Here is a 16516-nt window from a genome sequence, read left to right as displayed (position 1 = left end):
GTAAACAAAATAAGAGCCAAGTGGATACGCGACATGGCTGTAAAACAGGAATAAGAGCCAAGTGGATACGCGACATGGCTGTAAAACAGGGATAAGAGCCAAGTGGAATCGCGACATGGCTCTAAAGCAGCAATAAGAGCCAAGTGAAGTTGTGACATGGCTGTAAAACAGGGATAAGAGCCAAGTGGATACGCGACATGGCTCTAAAGCAGCAATAAGAGCCAAGTGAAGTCATGACATGGCTGTAAAACAGGAATAAGAGCCAAGTGAGGTCGCGACATGGCTCTTACACGCATCCTCTCAAAACCATGCGAAACCGCCACTTGGCTCGCAACACCCCATAACAAAGAAAAACGATTATTCCATACCAGAATAATCGTTCCTATCTAAACATTAATCGTATGTGCGCATTGAAATTGGTTTCGCAGTCTTCAGACCTTCAATAAGATCTTCTTTGTTGTCGTACAAGCGCGCAAGATTTTGGTATTTCTCATCGATGAACTTCTCACGCATCATATGGTTGATCATATTTTGAAGTGGTTCATAGAACTGATTGATGTTATAGATGCCAATGGGCTTTTGATGAATGCCAATCTGAGCCCAACTATACATTTCGAAGAACTCCTCTAGAGAACCTGCACCGCCTGGAGCCATGATAAACGCGTCTGCTAGGTCGGCCATCTTCATCTTACGTTCATGCATGGAATCAACAAGAATAAGTTCGCTTACTTTCGGACTCGTAATTTCACGATCATCAAGCATCTTCGGCATTACACCGATCGCGTGACCACCGTTGTCTACAACGCCATCTAAAATAGAGCCCATGATACCAACCGAACCTGCACCAAATACAAGTTCATAGCCTTGTTCAGCCATATACTTTCCTAAAGCGTACGCTTCTTCCTCGTAAATCGGTAAGCGACCTTTACTCGCGCCACAATAAACTGCAATACGTTTCATTCATTTCACCTTCATTATCCATATTTCTCTATAATTGATTTAAACTTCATTTCAAATGCCTTTCGTTGCTCTTTTGTAAAAGCACTTGGGCCACCGTGACGACCGCCACGTTGACGCATTTTCGCATGTTCGTAACGTCTTAATAATAACATATCAATATTTGCTTTCGTGTATATCTTGCCTGAATGATGCATGACGAGTAGGGCTTTTGAAAGAAGCAAACTCGCTAAACCATAGTCTTGGGTGACCACAATAGCTTGAGAATTACACAATTGCATAATCTTATAATCGGCTGATTCAGAACCATTATCAACATATATGGTATTTACATGTTCGGGATACATCTTATGTGAAAAGTGACTAAAACTACGTACTAATAAAACAGAGATGCCCGCCTCAGCCGTCAACTCAACAATTGAGTCAACTACCGGGCAAGCATCTCCATCAATGATAATTCTTGTCATTATTTACGGAATTGTTTCTCTAATGATTTACGAGAAACTTCATTTAATTCTTCGATGTTACGTAAAGTTTTAGTGTTCTCAACATGTTGTTCCATTTGCTCATAGTTCTTTTTGAAAAGTGGTGAATGACCGATATGTTCGTTCTTGTCAGATTTAACACCTGCGCGCTTAGCGTCTAATTTATTTGATGAAGCATTTGATGTTTCGTTTAAGCTTTCAACTGAGCGTAATGCTTTAGAGTTCTCGATGTTGTTGTACATGCTGTCGTATTGTTGATTAAATAGTTTACCTTCAGTTTGGTTAGAAGATGAACGATTATTTGAACGTGTACTTACAGCATTACGGCTTTCATCGTTATCGCTCGCGTTGTTGTCGCGGTTGTTACGATTGTTGTCAGCGTTACGATTTGAACCATAATCGTTATTGTTATCTAAACGATATGAATAAGCAGTTGCTTGAGAAGATTTACCTGACTTCTCATTAGCAGCGTTAACTAATTCGCTTGAAGAAATGTTTGAAACTTCATCATAATCTTCTTTAGAAACATCGTTGTCTTCGCGGTAAATACGACGTGCTGACGCAACATTTGCTAATTCACTTGCTGAGATATTTGATGTACGCTCGTAATCTTCTGAAGTAACACGGTTTGAAGCATCTTGATTAACTGATGACATATCTACATCGCTACGTAATTGTTCTTTAGCGTCTTTTTGCTCACTTGCTTCAGCAAGTTTATTAGAACTGATGTTGTTTGTATCTTCATGTTGTTCATTAGACTTCGTATTAGAAGTACTTTGGTCTTTGTTATTTTTCTTTTTAAAAGCCTGTTGCGCAGCTGCAGCTAATGTAATCGCTGATACACCGGCAACTGAAGCGCCAGCAGCAACTTTAGCTTGTTTTTCACGTGATGCTTTACGTGATTGATTAGCTTCATCGTCGTCTGCTTCAACAAAAGTACTATAAGTTTTAACATCTTTTTGTTGTTGTAATTGATCGCCTTCTAAATCAACACGGTTGCCAGTAGCATCATCTTTTTTAGCATTTTTATCTGATTCTTTTTCTAATTTAGCTAGACGCTTTTTCTCTTTCTCTTGCGCTTTAGCAATTTCTTTTTGACGTTTAGCTTCTTCTTTTTGTTGTTTCTTTTCTTCTTTCTTACGTTGTTTTTCTTCTTTTTCAAATTGCTTTTGTTCTTGTTTTGCTAATTTCTTTTGACGTTTTTCTTCTTTTTCGATTAATTTTTGTTGCTCTTTTTCTTGGTTCTTATCAACGCGTTCTTCCATATCTTTTACTTCTTTAGTGTTATTTTCAGTCATCATCTCATCGCTTTCTCTAACGTTTTCTGGACGGTTTTCGTACTCAGGATTAGACTTCTTCATTGCTTTATTATAGTCATAACGACGTTTTTTCTCTTTAACGTAACCTGTTACATTAGATGCTACGTTTGAACTTGATTTCACAACTTGATCTTTAGTACGTGCTGATTGTCTCATCACTGCACCAGTAGCACCTTTTGTTTTATCCATAACTGCTTTAGATGCTTGTGTCGTTTTGTCTGTTGCGTTTTTAACATCTGGGTGATCTTTAATACGTTTACGCTCAAATACAAGCGGCACTAACACGATAGGTAAAACATTTACTGCTGTTTTAATATTTTTATTCATGAACGTTGCCTCCATTTTTGAAAATCCTTAAAACTATTTTACCCTAAATGGTGTTAAAATAAACGACATTTGATACGTACAAAGAATAAATGGCTTCATATATATTGTTTGTCATAAAAAAAGAACAGACTAGGACATCAAAACAATTCCTTTAAACAGCATGCTTTCCTGTAAAGCCCAACTCAAACTTTCAGTTTGTTAGTTGGACTTACAAAGTAGCGATGCTACTTTGTTCATGAGAAAGAGCCCCGGCTTGCATAGCTTGTTAATTTGCTATGCAAATTTCTTTGCCGGGGCCCCGCCCTCTGAGTCAGCTGTTTTGGAATTGTAAAAAATAAAGCGATTTAGCTCATTTCTAAACTTTGACTTAGTCTGTTCTTAATATAATCAATATCTTACAGGCCTTTTCCGATACCGAAACCATAATAGACGATCGCGATAATGATAACTAAAATGATACGGTAGATTGCGAATGGAATTAACTTAACTTTACTAATTAATGATAAGAATAATTTGATTGCAATTAAACCGAAAATAAAGGCACCTAAAAATCCAAGTAAGTAAAATGGAATTTGGTCTGCAGTAATATATTCAAGGTTACTGATTAGTGATTTAGCACTCGCACCAAGCATGATTGGTACTGCCATCATAAAGGTAAAGTCTGAAGCCGCTTTGTGGTTCATCTTCATAAGAACACCTGTTGAAATAGTTGAACCGGAACGACTGAAACCTGGCCACATCGCGATGGCTTGTGATAAACCGATGATTAAAGCTTGGAAGTAAGTGATTTCATCAACAGTTTTAGGGTTTTTAACTTTCTTACTGTAAATGTCTGCAATAATCATGTAAATTGCACCTAAGAATAGGCCGATTAATACGGTAGGTACACTGAATAAATGTTCTTCGATAAAGTCATCGAAGATAAGTCCTAGAATCCCTGCTGGAATCATACCAACAAGAATGTGTGTCAGTTTAAGGCGTCCGCCACGTTTTTCTTTCGCGTTCTTAGGGGCCTTTTCCAGATGAAGCATTTCGAAATAACGATGTCTAAATACCCATGCCGCAGCGAAAACAGAACCTAATTGGATAACGACTTTAAATGTAAATGCAGATTGTGGTCCTAAAAACTCTTTAGATTTAAGCCACATATCATCTATTAAGATCATATGACCTGTGGAAGAAACAGGCGCAAACTCTGTTAAACCTTCTACCATGCCGAGCACGATAGCTTTGATTAATTCTAATATAGCCATGTTTTACCTACTTTCGTCTATCTTCTCTTTTCAAATTCTTATGATAGCATAGTCAATTTGAATTGTGCTACTTTGACACCAAAGATACGGCAAAAGTCCTATGTACCCGTAGTGCTATTGATTTATGGGAATATTTAAAAGACGAATCACATTAATGTTAGAGATATAAAAAAGCACCTCTCACAACGATAAGTGATGAAAGGTGCGCCGTAATATGAAACGTGTATGTAATGTATGTTAGTAAGTGACAAAGACGTTTAAAAATTTAAAAACAGAAGGGGACGTGACACAAGCACGTGCCTATGCCCGTACCCCTGTATATACATCCGGGGGTGGTTATGCAAAACATAACAGCAAATGTATATCTTGTTTATTAAAATTTATGTTACGTGCATTCGTCAATGTGCATAAGAAATTATGACTTTGTTTCAGAAAATGCATCAATGATTTGTTCTAATAAGGTATTAAGTTCTTTAACTTCTTTCTTATTTAATGAAGAAGCTTCTGCAACCTTTTTAGAAGCATCTTGAAGTTCGCTACGCATAGCTTCACTTTTGTCAGTTAAGTGAACAAAAACTTCACGTTGATCGACTTCAGAACGTTGTCTTTTGATTAAATCAACTTGTTCCATACGCTTTAATAAAGGTGATACAGTTCCTGTATCTAATGCTAAGTCTGTAACGACTTTTTTGACATTTACAGGAGATTCTTCCCATAAAATTGATAACACTAAGAATTGTGGGTAAGTCAATTTATACTTTTTGAAAATGTGATTTGAGTAGTATCTATTGACTTGTCTTTGAGCATTGTACAGGCTAAAACAAAGTTGCTCTTTTAAATTAAGATGTTCTGACATAACAGTTCTCCTCCAGACATTCTATCCGTTTTCTCTCTCTAAGCGGATTTTTTCCGTCCTTGATAAGCAATTTATCTCTTATAGACACTTTGATTTCCTGCCACGTTTGAAAACAAGGCATGCATAAATTTTAGAAGATAACTTCAGTTTAATCAAGTTAAAAGATAAGAATGTACTAACATAGTATAGTAAGTGTAGTATATACAGAAAAGAGGTATGACAATGACTGCTAATAAACCAACAATCACAATCATAAACGGCTTTCTGGGAAGCGGTAAGACCACACTTGTTAATCATTATACAACTCAAATATTAAAAGAAAATGAGAAAATCGCGTTCATTGTGAATGAATTTGGAAATTTTGACATAGATAGTACGCTTTTTGACACAAATTATGAAAAAAGGGCATTATTGAACGGATGCATATGCTGCTCGCTTCAAGATGATTTAGTTCAAACGATATTAGAGCTCGTGACACATCACGATATCACACATATTGTCATCGAAGCTTCAGGCGTTTCATCACCGATTGACGTTATTGAAGGTTGTCAACATCCGCTCATTGTAGATAAAGTGAAAGCGCCATTAGTCATCGGTGTTATGGATGGGCCTAATTATTTAAACCGTCATCGCTATACAGATGATACAAAGCGTCTTATGGAGCAACAAATGAAAGCAAGCCATAGCATTATTGTAAACAAGGTCGATCAATTAAGTGAGCCTAGGCTCAAGGCGCTGAAAGATGAATTAGAGACCGATTATCCGAATATCGAGAAACAATTTACGTCCTATAGCAAAGCTGACTTAAGTAACATGCACCCTAAAGACGTGAATCTAAATGGTATCGCACATAAACATCCATCGCTCAGTAGTATGACGTATGCATTTCAAGGTGCCATTAATCGCCAGCTGTTCTATAACTTTATTTTGAAACTGCCTGATTCGATTCTTCGTGTAAAAGGCTTTTTGAAATTTCAAGATGATCCTGAGCATACAATCATTTTCCAATATGCGAACACGCTACCAGACTTTGAAGTCATAGACTACGAGGGTCCATTAAAAATCGTCATAATAGGTTCTGATTTAGATAAAGCTAGAATACGAAATCAATTGGATATGTTACAATTTACATAATTTAAGATGTTAGTTTAAAAGGAGTGTCAACATGTCACAACACAACCAAAAACAATTAAAGACATTTCAACGGAATTTTATTTTATTTCCTTATATTATCTTTGCGTTGTTATTATTAATCGTGTTTTTCGCTATTCCACAACCGACGTTAATGCTATTACTTCTAGGTGGCTTTACGATTTATCACGTCGTATTATTATTTATCTCGTTCATCGTACTTAACTACAAGAAGACGTCTGTTATGTTGCTATTTTATACCTTAGCTATCACATTATTCTTCGCGGTATACCTTATTACGTATTTATTACCGCGTTTATAAAATCTTTCATTTCTTGAAAATCGCTACTCCGTGGAGTAGCGAATTTTTTTATTTAAAGGGCTTTTCAGAGATTGGCAGAAACTGTTTATTAAAAGAGTAATAAGGAAATGATAGAATAGAAAGTTCTTTTTAAAGCAATTTATTCTGCAAACATAGCGCACGGCGCCATATTTAATTACGCACAATTCATTTGTTGCCACGCGGAATCCACACGATTAATAAATGAATGATTATAATAAAGTTTTTAAATTGTTTTACACTTTCTTTTCCGAAAAAATGGTATAATTAAGACGTATAAATAAGGTTAGGAGATGACTTTAAACATGAGTAGAAAAAAGGTTTCAATTATCGGTGCAGGTCATACAGGTTCCACTTTAGCTTCAATTGTAGCTCAAAATGAACTTGCAGATGTCGTATTAATCGACCGTCCACAATCAGAGAAATCGGTTAAAGGTAAAGCATTAGATATCCTTGAAAGTGGTCCAGTATTTGGTTTCGACGTGAACGTTACAGGAACTACAGATTACTCAGCTACTGAGAATTCAGACGTAGTTGTAATCACAGCTGGTTCACCACGTAAACCTGGCATGAGTCGTGATGACTTAGTTCAAACGAATGAAGCAATTATGAAAGAAGCGACTGAAAAGATCGTTAAATATTCTCCAAATTGTACAATCATCGTGCTAACTAATCCTGTAGATGCGATGACATATGTGGTACAAAAAGTATCATGTTTCCCTAAATCACGTGTACTTGGTCAATCAGGTGTGTTAGATACAGCTCGTTTTAATACATTCGTTGCAGCATCTTTAGAAATGTCTACAAAAGATGTTACAGGCCTAGTGTTAGGTGGACACGGTGATACAATGGTACCTATCATCAGTCACTGTAACGTAAACGGTGTTCCGTTAGTTGAATTACTAGATGATGAAGCGATTAAATGCATCGTTGAGCGTACGCAACAAGGTGGCGCAGAAATCGTATCATTATTAGAAACAGGTTCTGCATATTACGCGCCAGCAGCTGCTGTATACGAAATGATGGTAGCGATTATTAAAGATCAAAACCGTGTATTACCAGCGATTGCTTACTTAGAAGGTGAATATGGTTACAACGACATTTGTCTAGGCGTACCAACGATTTTAGGTGCTGAAGGCGTTAAACGTGTTGTTGAACTTAAACTTACTGAAGAAGAGCAAAAACAACTTGATGAGTCTGCTGCTTCTGTTGAAAAGGTTAAATCAGCTCTTACTTTAAATTCATAATTTCAAAGTAAAAACCTCGGACATAGCGGATGTCCGAGGCTTTTTTAATGGGCGATAAATAATGAAAATATGAGATAAAGCAAGATGAATTCAAGTAATGTTAATAAGTAGATATACTTTAATCTTATTTTCACTTGAAAAGGCACTTCCCAATTCGGATACTTACGTTCGTAATGAAAGATTTGAAGTAAGAAAACACCAATCCCTAAAGGTAAGAACATAAGTAAGATGCTTAGCTTTAAAGGTATACCATTCTTATGCATTAAGTGGCCTATTGCGAGTTGAATTGCAATGATGAGTACGATAAATAATATTAACATCTGATCTCACGCACACCTTTCACCATAAGAATTAATAAGGATTGTAATCCGATAAGTAAAAGTATAAATAAAACACTTTCAAGATCGAGTGATTTAAAGACTTTAATCGGAATGTATAAAGGTTGTTCAATTAGGTATACCGTATGGAATCTAAGGAAACGTCCTACATAGATGCCTAGCGCATTTAATACAACTAGTAAAATGAAGAAAATGCGGTTCATGGCTTTTGAAGAGGTGAACCTTCTTAACTCCATAAAAATTAAAATATAGCAATATAATGCAAGCATAATTGCTGCAAATAGATATGAGAAGTGCGCCCATTCCATAAGGTTGACGCCGCCTAGGAAATTAAAGGCGAACTGGTTTAAGTGAATTAAGTCTGTGACCATATAAAATGTATTCGGCACGAGTAAGAAAAAGACGATTGAATATATAACGAATAACGGCCACTCGTACTTCTTGTGAGGTTTGAACACGCGAAGTAATAGGCTTAATTCATAAGGTATATATGCAAGAATTAAATTTAATGTCATAAATCCGAAGAAATGTTTAACGAATAAAGATATTAATAGTAATACTAAAAATAATGTACGGGCGATGTACCTCGCTAACATAAGTAACCTTCCTTCTTAAACGCTAGTTTTTGATGACATATATCAAGCGTTACAAACCTATATCTTACATAAAATTAGAGAAAATTCAAAAGATAAATATGCACTGAGATATAATTTTAAAATTTGAAACTTTAGAGAAATGAAGTGAATGTAGAAAGGACTGTAGATTGTAAGTAATCTACAGCCCTTGTTTTATATATGTGAGGCGTGAACCTTATTAATCTAATATTTTCATACAAATTTTCATAATCTACTCAGACGCTACAGGTTCTAAAGGTAAATTCATACCTTTCCATCCTTCAAGAGCGCCAGCTAATTCATATGCCTCGAAACCTTCCCTATAAAGCATTAATAAAGCTTCTTTACCAAGTATTGTTCCACCAGTCCAATCATAGACAACATATATGTTCTCTTTGTTTAAATCTTTTAAATGATGTTTTAAATCTTTAGCAGGAATCTCTAAAGCTGTTTTGATTTTATCTTTTTTGACAAAAGACGGTGCATTACGCACATCAATAATGACATAACGTTCATCGTTGTTTTCAATTTTGTCTAATACAGTGTGATGATCAATATACAAACTTAGATAAGCTTCTAAAAGGTCTACTTTATTCATATATTATCCTCCTCGTTAGATAACGCATTTATCCCTTTACGTATTTTCAAAAGTAAATTCGATAATTTGTCTCTTTCTTCATTACTTAAGTACTTGAATACACGAGCGACGTAATCATAATTGTAAGGTAAAAAAGATAGTAGAATATCTTCACCTTCTTGTGTGAGTTTTACTGATTTAGAACGTTTATCATTTTGTGAAGCAACTTTAGTTATCCAATTTTTTCGTTCTAATCCATCAACGATACCAGTAATCGTAGACTTCTTAGCATTCACCTTTTTAGCTAAATGAGATGGCGATAGCGTATGATTATTTTCACGATATAAAAGCATCATAATTGTGAAGCGTGATTGGGTGAGGTTATATCTTTGTAGCAAAGTGTCATAATGAGATTTCATCTCTTGGTAAGTGTTATGCATATCTAAATAAGTTAAAACAGACGATTGATCAATGTTTTGAACCTCGCTACTTAACTTATTTAAGCTCTTGTGGGTAGGTTGATCAACAATATATACATCTGACATGAAAAGCTCCTCTGTTAATTTAGTTAGGTTCCTAACTAAATTAAAGGTATCATGTATTCTATCTAATGCCAAACAAAAAAAGCCAAAGTATTAGGGGGAAATACTTTGGCTCACGATCATATAACAGGAGGGGGTAAATAGACCAATACTCCAGATTCTGTTATGCAGGATATGATCACTAGGGGGATGATACATATCTTGCGTTATACATACTGCAAATGTGAACGTTAATGACTAGGAGTTAAATATAGTAATAATTATCTCAGTTTAGGGATGATAGAGTTTCAACATATTATACTTACTTTGGATTCGAATTAATCATTATTTTTTCTTCTTTTAGGTGGAGGTTTAATTTAATGAACTCCTCATAATCATGTTAACTCGTTCACAAATTCATTGTATCATATTGTGAAGAAAATCACTATTTAATTAGCAAAATTATTTTATGAGTTGTGACATATTTGTGAATGCGTGTAAAAAGTTCGGATTGGTGTAAGTGTTGAACTGACTTTTGCCATTTAATGTAAATGCTTGAAGTGTTTTGGAAAAAAAGGTAGTATGAAAGTGGAAAAATAAATTTGAAGCAATTTATTATTTGAATTTTACATGATTTACTTTTTTAACAACTTTAATTGTAAATAAATGATGTTAGGACTTTGTTAATTGTTACAAATACACTTTACAATTATATTGTCATTATATATAGTTGAACTATATAGTCTGACTTTATAATTGGTAAAAGCATTACGAGAGGTGTAATTATGCGTAATAAACTTTTACCACTTTCCGAAACGATGCATTACATATTGCTTGTACTAAGAGAGCCTTTGCATGGGTATGCTATCATGCAGGTTATTCGAGAAATGAGCGAAAATGATGTGAATATTGCTGCGGGTACTTTGTACGGCGCAATTGAAAACTTAAAAAAGCATCAATATATTCGAAGTCTCAGTGATGCGTCAGATCGTAGAAAGGTATATATCATAACTGAGTTAGGCGAAGAAGTATTAAAAGTTGAAAATGAAAGACTTAAGCATTTAGTAAAGCTCTATGAAGACGGGCCTAAGTCGAATTAATCTTTTGAATACTTAATATGTAAATTACATGGATAAAATTAATTAGTCATAAATCTAAATATATGAAGGGTAATGAGTGAAGAACTTAGTTACCCTTTCAATTTATCATCATATTTTATATAAATTTTCTTAAGTATTATCGTAATACCTTAATTAAGAATTTTATTATCGAATTATAAGTACCATTTAAATATCGTTCAAAGTTTAGAATGAATGCAACATCATAAAATTTCATGTAACACAACACGAAAAGAAAATTGTTACATGGAAGTTTGGGTTTGGAATAATTTAACAACATAGTAAGTGGGTAGAGTAATTATGGAAGGGATTAACACTTTTTATAATATGGTGTTTAAATGGTGTTCTCTTTCGGCTAAGCCCCTTACAAAATTTTGAGTGAGGTGGTTGTTTACATGTGTGATTCAAATAAGCAATTATTTGTGAATCCGGAAGCTATTACATTAGAGTGGACGAATCTAATCACAGATGAACTTGAAATGGTAGCGGAAGGAATTCCAGAAGCACTTGTAGATCAATGGTTGGACGATGGCACCCTAATTCCTTTCGCTAAAAAAGATGGTTTACGTCACTTCTATACTAAAGATGTATGGCGCGCAACCATCGGTCAGGTTCTTGGTCAAGATACGAAAGCGATTGACCATGATCCTGACGAGGAAGTTATGGACTAAGGATAGTCCATCTTCCTTTATATTTTGATTTTAAGCACGACTTTTTACTTATAGGCTTTATTTTTTTATAATAAAGGTATAAAAATTATACTTAATCCAAGGAGGATTTTTATGACTCAGTTTAAATTTGATCAGGTCCATAGTTCACTTGAATTCGGTATTAAGCATTTAATGGTTTCTAAAGTCAAAGGGACTTTTGAAAAATATGATGTAGACGTTACAGGTGACATCAGTAATTTAAGTACAATCAAAGCAAACGTTAAGATTGACGTCGCTTCAATAAATACGAAGAATGAAGATCGTGATAAACATCTTCAAAACGAAGACTTCTTCAATGTTGAAAAGTATCCAACAATTGAGTTCGAAACAACATCAATTACAGAAACATCTGTGACAGGTCAACTTACAATTGCTGGCGAAACGCACGAAGAAACATTTGAACTTGAATATAACGGTGTAAGTAAGAATCCTATGACAAATGGTTTTGTAACTGGCTTTATCGTAAGCGGTAAAATCGACCGCGAGAAATACGGCATTACATTTAACCAAGCACTTGATACAGGCGGTGTGATGCTAGGTAAAGAAGTTAAATTTGAAGCAGATGCTGAATTTGAAGTAGAAGACGATTAAGATTTCATAAATAGGCTGGGCGTTTAGCGTCCAGCCTTTTTTCATGAGAAATGATTGATTATTGATGTGGGTCTAGGACAAAATACTACAATTCCCTTAAAACAGCATGCTTTCCTGGGGCGTGGCTGGAGCCTGTAGTCTCCAGACTCACGCTACTCCCCTAGGAGTCAGCTGTTTTGAGAATTGTATGAAATAAAGCTTAAATGCTCTATTTCACGATTTATGTCACAGACCCCTTGAAGTTGACGTTGCGTCAACGTGTAAATTAAGTCGTGAAAGGAGGGATATGATGACACAGTATTCAATTAAGGATGTCTCTAAAATGTCACATGTTAGTACGAGAACGCTTAGATACTACGATGAGATAGGGTTGTTAAAACCTGATGAAACAACGTTTAGCGGTGAGCGTTTATACGATGCAGCCTCTTTAGACCGACTGCAATTAATATTGTTTTACCGCAAGCTTGGTGTAAAGTTAACTGAAATTAAACGTATATTAGATGAAGGCGAGCCTTCGATAGATATCTTAAAGGACCAAAAGTCGAGATTTCAAAAACAAGTCTCACAACTTAAAATTTACTTAAGTGAGATTGATAACATGATTGCGTATTATGAAGGAGGGTTTGAAATGAATCAAGCAGATAAATTTAGGGCTTTTAAACATGAAAAAATTAAAGAAAATGAGAAAGAATTTGGCGATGAAGTTCGTGCGAAGTACGACGAAACTACGATTAAACAGGCGAATGAAAAGTGGGAACACTTAACTGAAAGCGCGTACCAAGAGGGGATTGAACAAGAAGAGAAACTGATTCGTTCATTAAATACATTGCTGGAACAATCGTCCTATGATTTAGACGATCCAGTTGCTAAAGATGCATTTGAAGCACATAAACGTTGGCTTGAAATTTATGCGCCATACTACAATGCTGAGTATCATAAATCGCTTGCTGAGATGTATGTCGCTGATGAACGATTCAGTGCGTACTACAATTCTAAGACGGTAAAGCCATCCGTTCATTTATTAAAAGAAATAATCGATTATTATGCATAAGGAAAAAGTCCAGTCATTTGCAATTTCCTTTAACAGCATGCTTTCCTGGGGCGTGGCCTGAGCCTGTAGTCTCAGGACGCACGCTACTCCCCTAGGAGTCAGCTGTCAGGAAATTGATCTATAGAGCTACTTTATTGTAATAAATAATTAATTATTATGCATAAGGAAAAAGGCCAGTCATTTCCGTGACCGGCCTTTTGTGGTGAATTGAATAATGATTATGATTTTCTATTTGTAAGCGTTTAGTTTTATCTATAAAGGGTGTATGTTAAGCGTTCTATTAATGGTAGATTTTGCTACCTTTGTCTACGAATTCTTCTGCTTTTTGGCGAAGACCTTCTTCTTTTTCTTCCTTATCTTTATAAGACTTTCTAAGGTCGTGTGAAATACGCATTGAACAGAACTTAGGTCCACACATACTACAGAAGTGCGCGACTTTAGCTGATTCAGCTGGAAGTGTTTCATCGTGATAACTTCTAGCACGGTCAGGATCTAATGATAAATTGAATTGGTCGTACCATCTGAATTCAAAACGCGCACGACTAATCGCGTCATCACGGTCTTGCGCATTAGGAAGTCCTTTTGCTAAATCGGCCGCATGCGCTGCAATTTTATATGTCACAACACCTTCGCGAACGTCGTTTTTATCAGGTAAACCTAGATGTTCTTTAGGTGTTACATAACATAACATCGCCGTACCGTGGCTTGCGATCTTCGCAGCACCAATTGCTGATGTGATATGGTCGTAAGCTGGCGCAATGTCTGTTGTTAGCGGTCCAAGCGTGTAGAATGGTGCTTCTTTACAATGGAAGTCAGCGAGATCTTGGTTTTCTTTAATCTTTTGAAGTGGTACATGTCCAGGACCTTCAATCATCACTTGAACATCGTGTTCCCAAGCGATGTCTGTAAGTTCACCAAGTGTTTTTAACTCTTCGATTTGGCTTTCGTCGTTCGCATCGTAAATTGAGCCAGGACGTAAACCGTCACCAAGTGAAATCGAGATATCGTATTTATTACAAATTTCACAGATTTCATCGAAGTGTTCATATAAGAAGCTTTCTTTATGATGCGCAAGACACCATTGTGCCATGATTGAACCACCACGAGATACGATACCTGTTAAACGATCGACAGTTAGTGGCACATAGTGTAAGCGAACACCAGCGTGAATTGTAAAGTAGTCTACGCCTTGTTCAGCTTGTTCGATTAATGTATCGCGATAGATTTCCCAAGTTAAGTTTTCAGCAATACCGTCTACTTTTTCAAGTGCTTGGTAAATTGGAACAGTACCAACTGGAACAGGTGAGTTACGTAATAAATATTCACGAGTCGCGTGAATGTTTTTACCTGTAGATAAATCCATGATAGTGTCAGCGCCCCAATGAGTCGCCCATACAAGTTTTTCAATTTCTGCTTCGATTGAAGAACTTACGGCAGAGTTACCGATGTTAGCGTTAATTTTAACTTGGAAGTTTTTACCAATAATCATCGGTTCTGACTCAGGGTGGTTGACGTTGTTTGGAATAATAGCGCGTCCACGTGCAACTTCATCACGCACATATTCCGCTGACATATTTTCACGTGCCGCGATGAATTTCATTTCCTTCGTAATGATACCTTGTTTCGCGTAATGCATTTGCGTTACATTTTGTTCTGATTTCGCACGTTTAGGTTGATATTCGAAAGGTGTTTCAACAAATTTGTCATGACCTTCTTTTTTGAATCCGTTATCTAATGATTGAACTTTACGACCTTCATACATTTCAATGTCGTCACGGTCGTTAATCCATTGTTCACGTAATTTTGGAATACCACGTTTCACATCGACTTCATAATCGTCATCATGGTAAGGTCCAGCCGTGTCATAAACTACAAACGGTGGGTTTTCGCGTTCGCCTTCATCCGTCACCGTATTAGAAAGCGTAATTTCACGGAAAGGCACCTTGATATCAGGATCCTCACCAGAAATGTAAATCTTCTTACTAGATGGAAACTGTTTCTTTAACTCAATCTCTTCTTGATTCACAAAAAAACCTCCTAAACAATTTTAATTGCTAGGAGGCACAAAGGGCTAAACAACCCCATGAGGTATCTATGTATCATAAAATAATCCTATTGCATCATATATAGTACAACAGGATATCCATTCAATGTTAAAATAGATATGTGTCATGCTTCCCTACGTTGGTACTAACCAAATCAGGTTCAAAGGGTTAAAACAAATCGTTTCTTTCAGCTCAAATGGCACCCCTAGCAACAAATATTTAATTTATAATTATTACTCTATCATTCATTTTTTGAAAAGACAAATAATCAAAAATTTATGAAAGGTTGGATACTGGTATTTCAGTGAGGTTTACAGGTTCGGAAACTTTTTGTAGTCATTGCTTATTGGCAGTCTTAAGTAACGTTGATTTAACTGCAAATTTATCGCTTATTAATAAACGTCGTCTTACGTACCTTTAAACTAGCTATCGAATTTTCACTAATGGCCAAACGCCGTCTTACGTAACTATTCACTAACTGCTAAAGTATCGCTAATTGATAAACGTTGTCTTACATAACGCATACTTGCTTTGTCCCGTCGCCCTGTGAAAAGCCCTTTAAGAAAGTCGGTTTATCACGTTTATTCAAACGTGATAATTGAAGGGCGTTGGTTTATCAAGAAAGTTCAAACGTGATAATTGAAGGGGCTTGGTTTATCAAGAAAAGTAGAACGTGATAAACGAAGGGCGTTGGTTTATCAAGAAAATTGGAACGTGATAAACGGGAGTATTACATCTACAATTACAAGAAATCGGAAACGTGTAAATCAAGCGGGTCTAAATTTACAAGACTGCAGAAACGTGTAAACCAAATGGGTCTAAATTTACAAGACTTGGAAAACGTGTAAATCAAATGGCTTTTAAATTACAAGACTGCAGAAACGTGTAAACCAAATGGGTCTAAATTTACAAGACTTGGAAAACGTGTAAATCAAATGGCTTTTAAATTACAAGACTGCAGAAACGTGTAAATCAAATGGCTTTTAAATTACAAGACTTGGAAAACGTGTAAATCAAATGGCTTTTAAATTACAAG

Annotated in this window: 17 protein-coding genes and 1 riboswitch; of the genes, 7 read left to right on the top strand and 10 right to left on the bottom strand. The window is 35.8% G+C overall.

Annotation, left to right across the window (positions count from 1 at the left end):
- Positions 1 to 393 precede the first annotated feature (393 nt).
- From A33S_RS0106185 to mgrA, 5 genes are all read right to left on the bottom strand, one after another.
- The gene (locus tag A33S_RS0106185) at positions 394 to 960 is read right to left on the bottom strand and encodes an LOG family protein (protein WP_009383158.1); all 567 of its coding nucleotides are present in this window, start codon (positions 958 to 960) and stop codon (positions 394 to 396) included.
- A gap of 14 nt (positions 961 to 974) precedes the next feature.
- Positions 975 to 1424: a YaiI/YqxD family protein gene (locus A33S_RS0106180; RefSeq protein ID WP_017176646.1), complete on the bottom strand. Its 450-nt coding sequence runs from the start codon at positions 1422 to 1424 to the stop codon at positions 975 to 977.
- A complete protein-coding gene (locus tag A33S_RS0106175) occupies positions 1424 to 3088 on the bottom strand; it encodes a cell envelope integrity TolA family protein (RefSeq protein WP_009383156.1) in 1665 nt (554 codons plus the stop codon). The genes A33S_RS0106180 and A33S_RS0106175 overlap by 1 nt, the downstream gene beginning before the upstream one ends.
- Positions 3089 to 3483: 395 nt before the next feature.
- Positions 3484 to 4341, bottom strand: a complete 858-nt coding sequence (locus A33S_RS0106170; RefSeq protein WP_009383155.1) for an undecaprenyl-diphosphate phosphatase — start codon at positions 4339 to 4341, stop codon at positions 3484 to 3486.
- Positions 4342 to 4756: 415 nt separating this feature from the next.
- Positions 4757 to 5197 carry a global transcriptional regulator MgrA gene (gene mgrA / locus A33S_RS0106165; protein WP_009383154.1) on the bottom strand — a complete coding sequence of 147 codons (441 nt, stop codon included), beginning with the start codon at positions 5195 to 5197 and terminating at the stop codon, positions 4757 to 4759.
- A 222-nt stretch (positions 5198 to 5419) separates the two neighbouring features.
- On the opposite strand from mgrA, the gene A33S_RS0106160 reads away from it, so the two are divergent.
- The 3 genes from A33S_RS0106160 (at position 5420) to mdh (ending at position 7915) form a co-directional block, all read left to right on the top strand.
- Positions 5420 to 6331, top strand: coding sequence for a CobW family GTP-binding protein (locus tag A33S_RS0106160; RefSeq protein ID WP_009383153.1), 912 nt, complete (start codon positions 5420 to 5422; stop codon positions 6329 to 6331).
- Between the two features lie 31 nt (positions 6332 to 6362).
- Positions 6363 to 6650 carry a hypothetical protein gene (locus A33S_RS0106155; protein WP_009383152.1) on the top strand — a complete coding sequence of 96 codons (288 nt, stop codon included), beginning with the start codon at positions 6363 to 6365 and terminating at the stop codon, positions 6648 to 6650.
- 323 nt (positions 6651 to 6973) lie between these two features.
- Positions 6974 to 7915: a malate dehydrogenase gene (mdh, locus tag A33S_RS0106150; RefSeq protein WP_009383151.1), complete on the top strand. Its 942-nt coding sequence runs from the start codon at positions 6974 to 6976 to the stop codon at positions 7913 to 7915.
- A 44-nt stretch (positions 7916 to 7959) separates the two neighbouring features.
- On the opposite strand, the gene A33S_RS0106145 is transcribed toward mdh, so the two are convergent.
- The 4 genes from A33S_RS0106145 to A33S_RS0106130 form a co-directional block, all read right to left on the bottom strand.
- The gene (locus tag A33S_RS0106145; RefSeq protein ID WP_009383150.1) at positions 7960 to 8235 is read right to left on the bottom strand and encodes a hypothetical protein; all 276 of its coding nucleotides are present in this window, start codon (positions 8233 to 8235) and stop codon (positions 7960 to 7962) included.
- Entirely contained in the window at positions 8229 to 8849 is a 621-nt protein-coding gene (locus A33S_RS0106140; protein WP_009383149.1) for a DUF1361 domain-containing protein, read from the bottom strand. The genes A33S_RS0106145 and A33S_RS0106140 overlap by 7 nt, the downstream gene beginning before the upstream one ends.
- 250 nt (positions 8850 to 9099) lie before the next feature.
- Positions 9100 to 9465 (bottom strand): rhodanese-like domain-containing protein, encoded by a 366-nt coding sequence (locus tag A33S_RS0106135; RefSeq protein WP_009383148.1) that lies wholly within the window; start codon positions 9463 to 9465, stop codon positions 9100 to 9102.
- Complete coding sequence (locus A33S_RS0106130; RefSeq protein ID WP_009383147.1) at positions 9462 to 9989, bottom strand: MarR family winged helix-turn-helix transcriptional regulator; 528 nt, start codon at positions 9987 to 9989, stop codon at positions 9462 to 9464. Before A33S_RS0106130 ends, A33S_RS0106135 begins: the two co-directional genes overlap by 4 nt.
- A 761-nt stretch (positions 9990 to 10750) precedes the next feature.
- Here A33S_RS0106130 and A33S_RS0106125 point away from each other — a divergent pair.
- From A33S_RS0106125 to A33S_RS0106110, 4 genes are all read left to right on the top strand, one after another.
- Positions 10751 to 11065, top strand: coding sequence for a PadR family transcriptional regulator (locus tag A33S_RS0106125; RefSeq protein WP_009383145.1), 315 nt, complete (start codon positions 10751 to 10753; stop codon positions 11063 to 11065).
- Positions 11066 to 11478: 413 nt separating this feature from the next.
- A complete protein-coding gene (locus A33S_RS0106120; protein WP_009383144.1) occupies positions 11479 to 11754 on the top strand; it encodes a hypothetical protein in 276 nt (91 codons plus the stop codon).
- Positions 11755 to 11865: 111 nt separating this feature from the next.
- On the top strand, positions 11866 to 12384 hold the full coding sequence (locus A33S_RS0106115; RefSeq protein ID WP_017176645.1) for a YceI family protein: 519 nt from the start codon (positions 11866 to 11868) through the stop codon (positions 12382 to 12384).
- A gap of 289 nt (positions 12385 to 12673) precedes the next feature.
- Positions 12674 to 13435 (top strand): MerR family transcriptional regulator, encoded by a 762-nt coding sequence (locus A33S_RS0106110; RefSeq protein WP_009383143.1) that lies wholly within the window; start codon positions 12674 to 12676, stop codon positions 13433 to 13435.
- Between the two features lie 280 nt (positions 13436 to 13715).
- Here the strand turns inward: A33S_RS0106110 and thiC are convergent, their stop codons facing one another.
- The gene (gene thiC / locus A33S_RS0106105) at positions 13716 to 15461 is read right to left on the bottom strand and encodes a phosphomethylpyrimidine synthase ThiC (protein WP_009383142.1); all 1746 of its coding nucleotides are present in this window, start codon (positions 15459 to 15461) and stop codon (positions 13716 to 13718) included.
- A 133-nt stretch (positions 15462 to 15594) separates the two neighbouring features.
- Positions 15595 to 15697, bottom strand: a riboswitch (TPP riboswitch).
- Positions 15698 to 16516: the final 819 nt, after the last annotated feature.

The sequence above is a fragment of the Staphylococcus massiliensis CCUG 55927 genome (assembly GCF_000298075.1).
Taxonomy (GTDB): Bacteria; Bacillota; Bacilli; order Staphylococcales; family Staphylococcaceae; genus Staphylococcus; species Staphylococcus massiliensis.
Note: the sequence above shows the minus strand (reverse complement) of the source record. Positions and strands in the feature narration are given on the sequence as shown.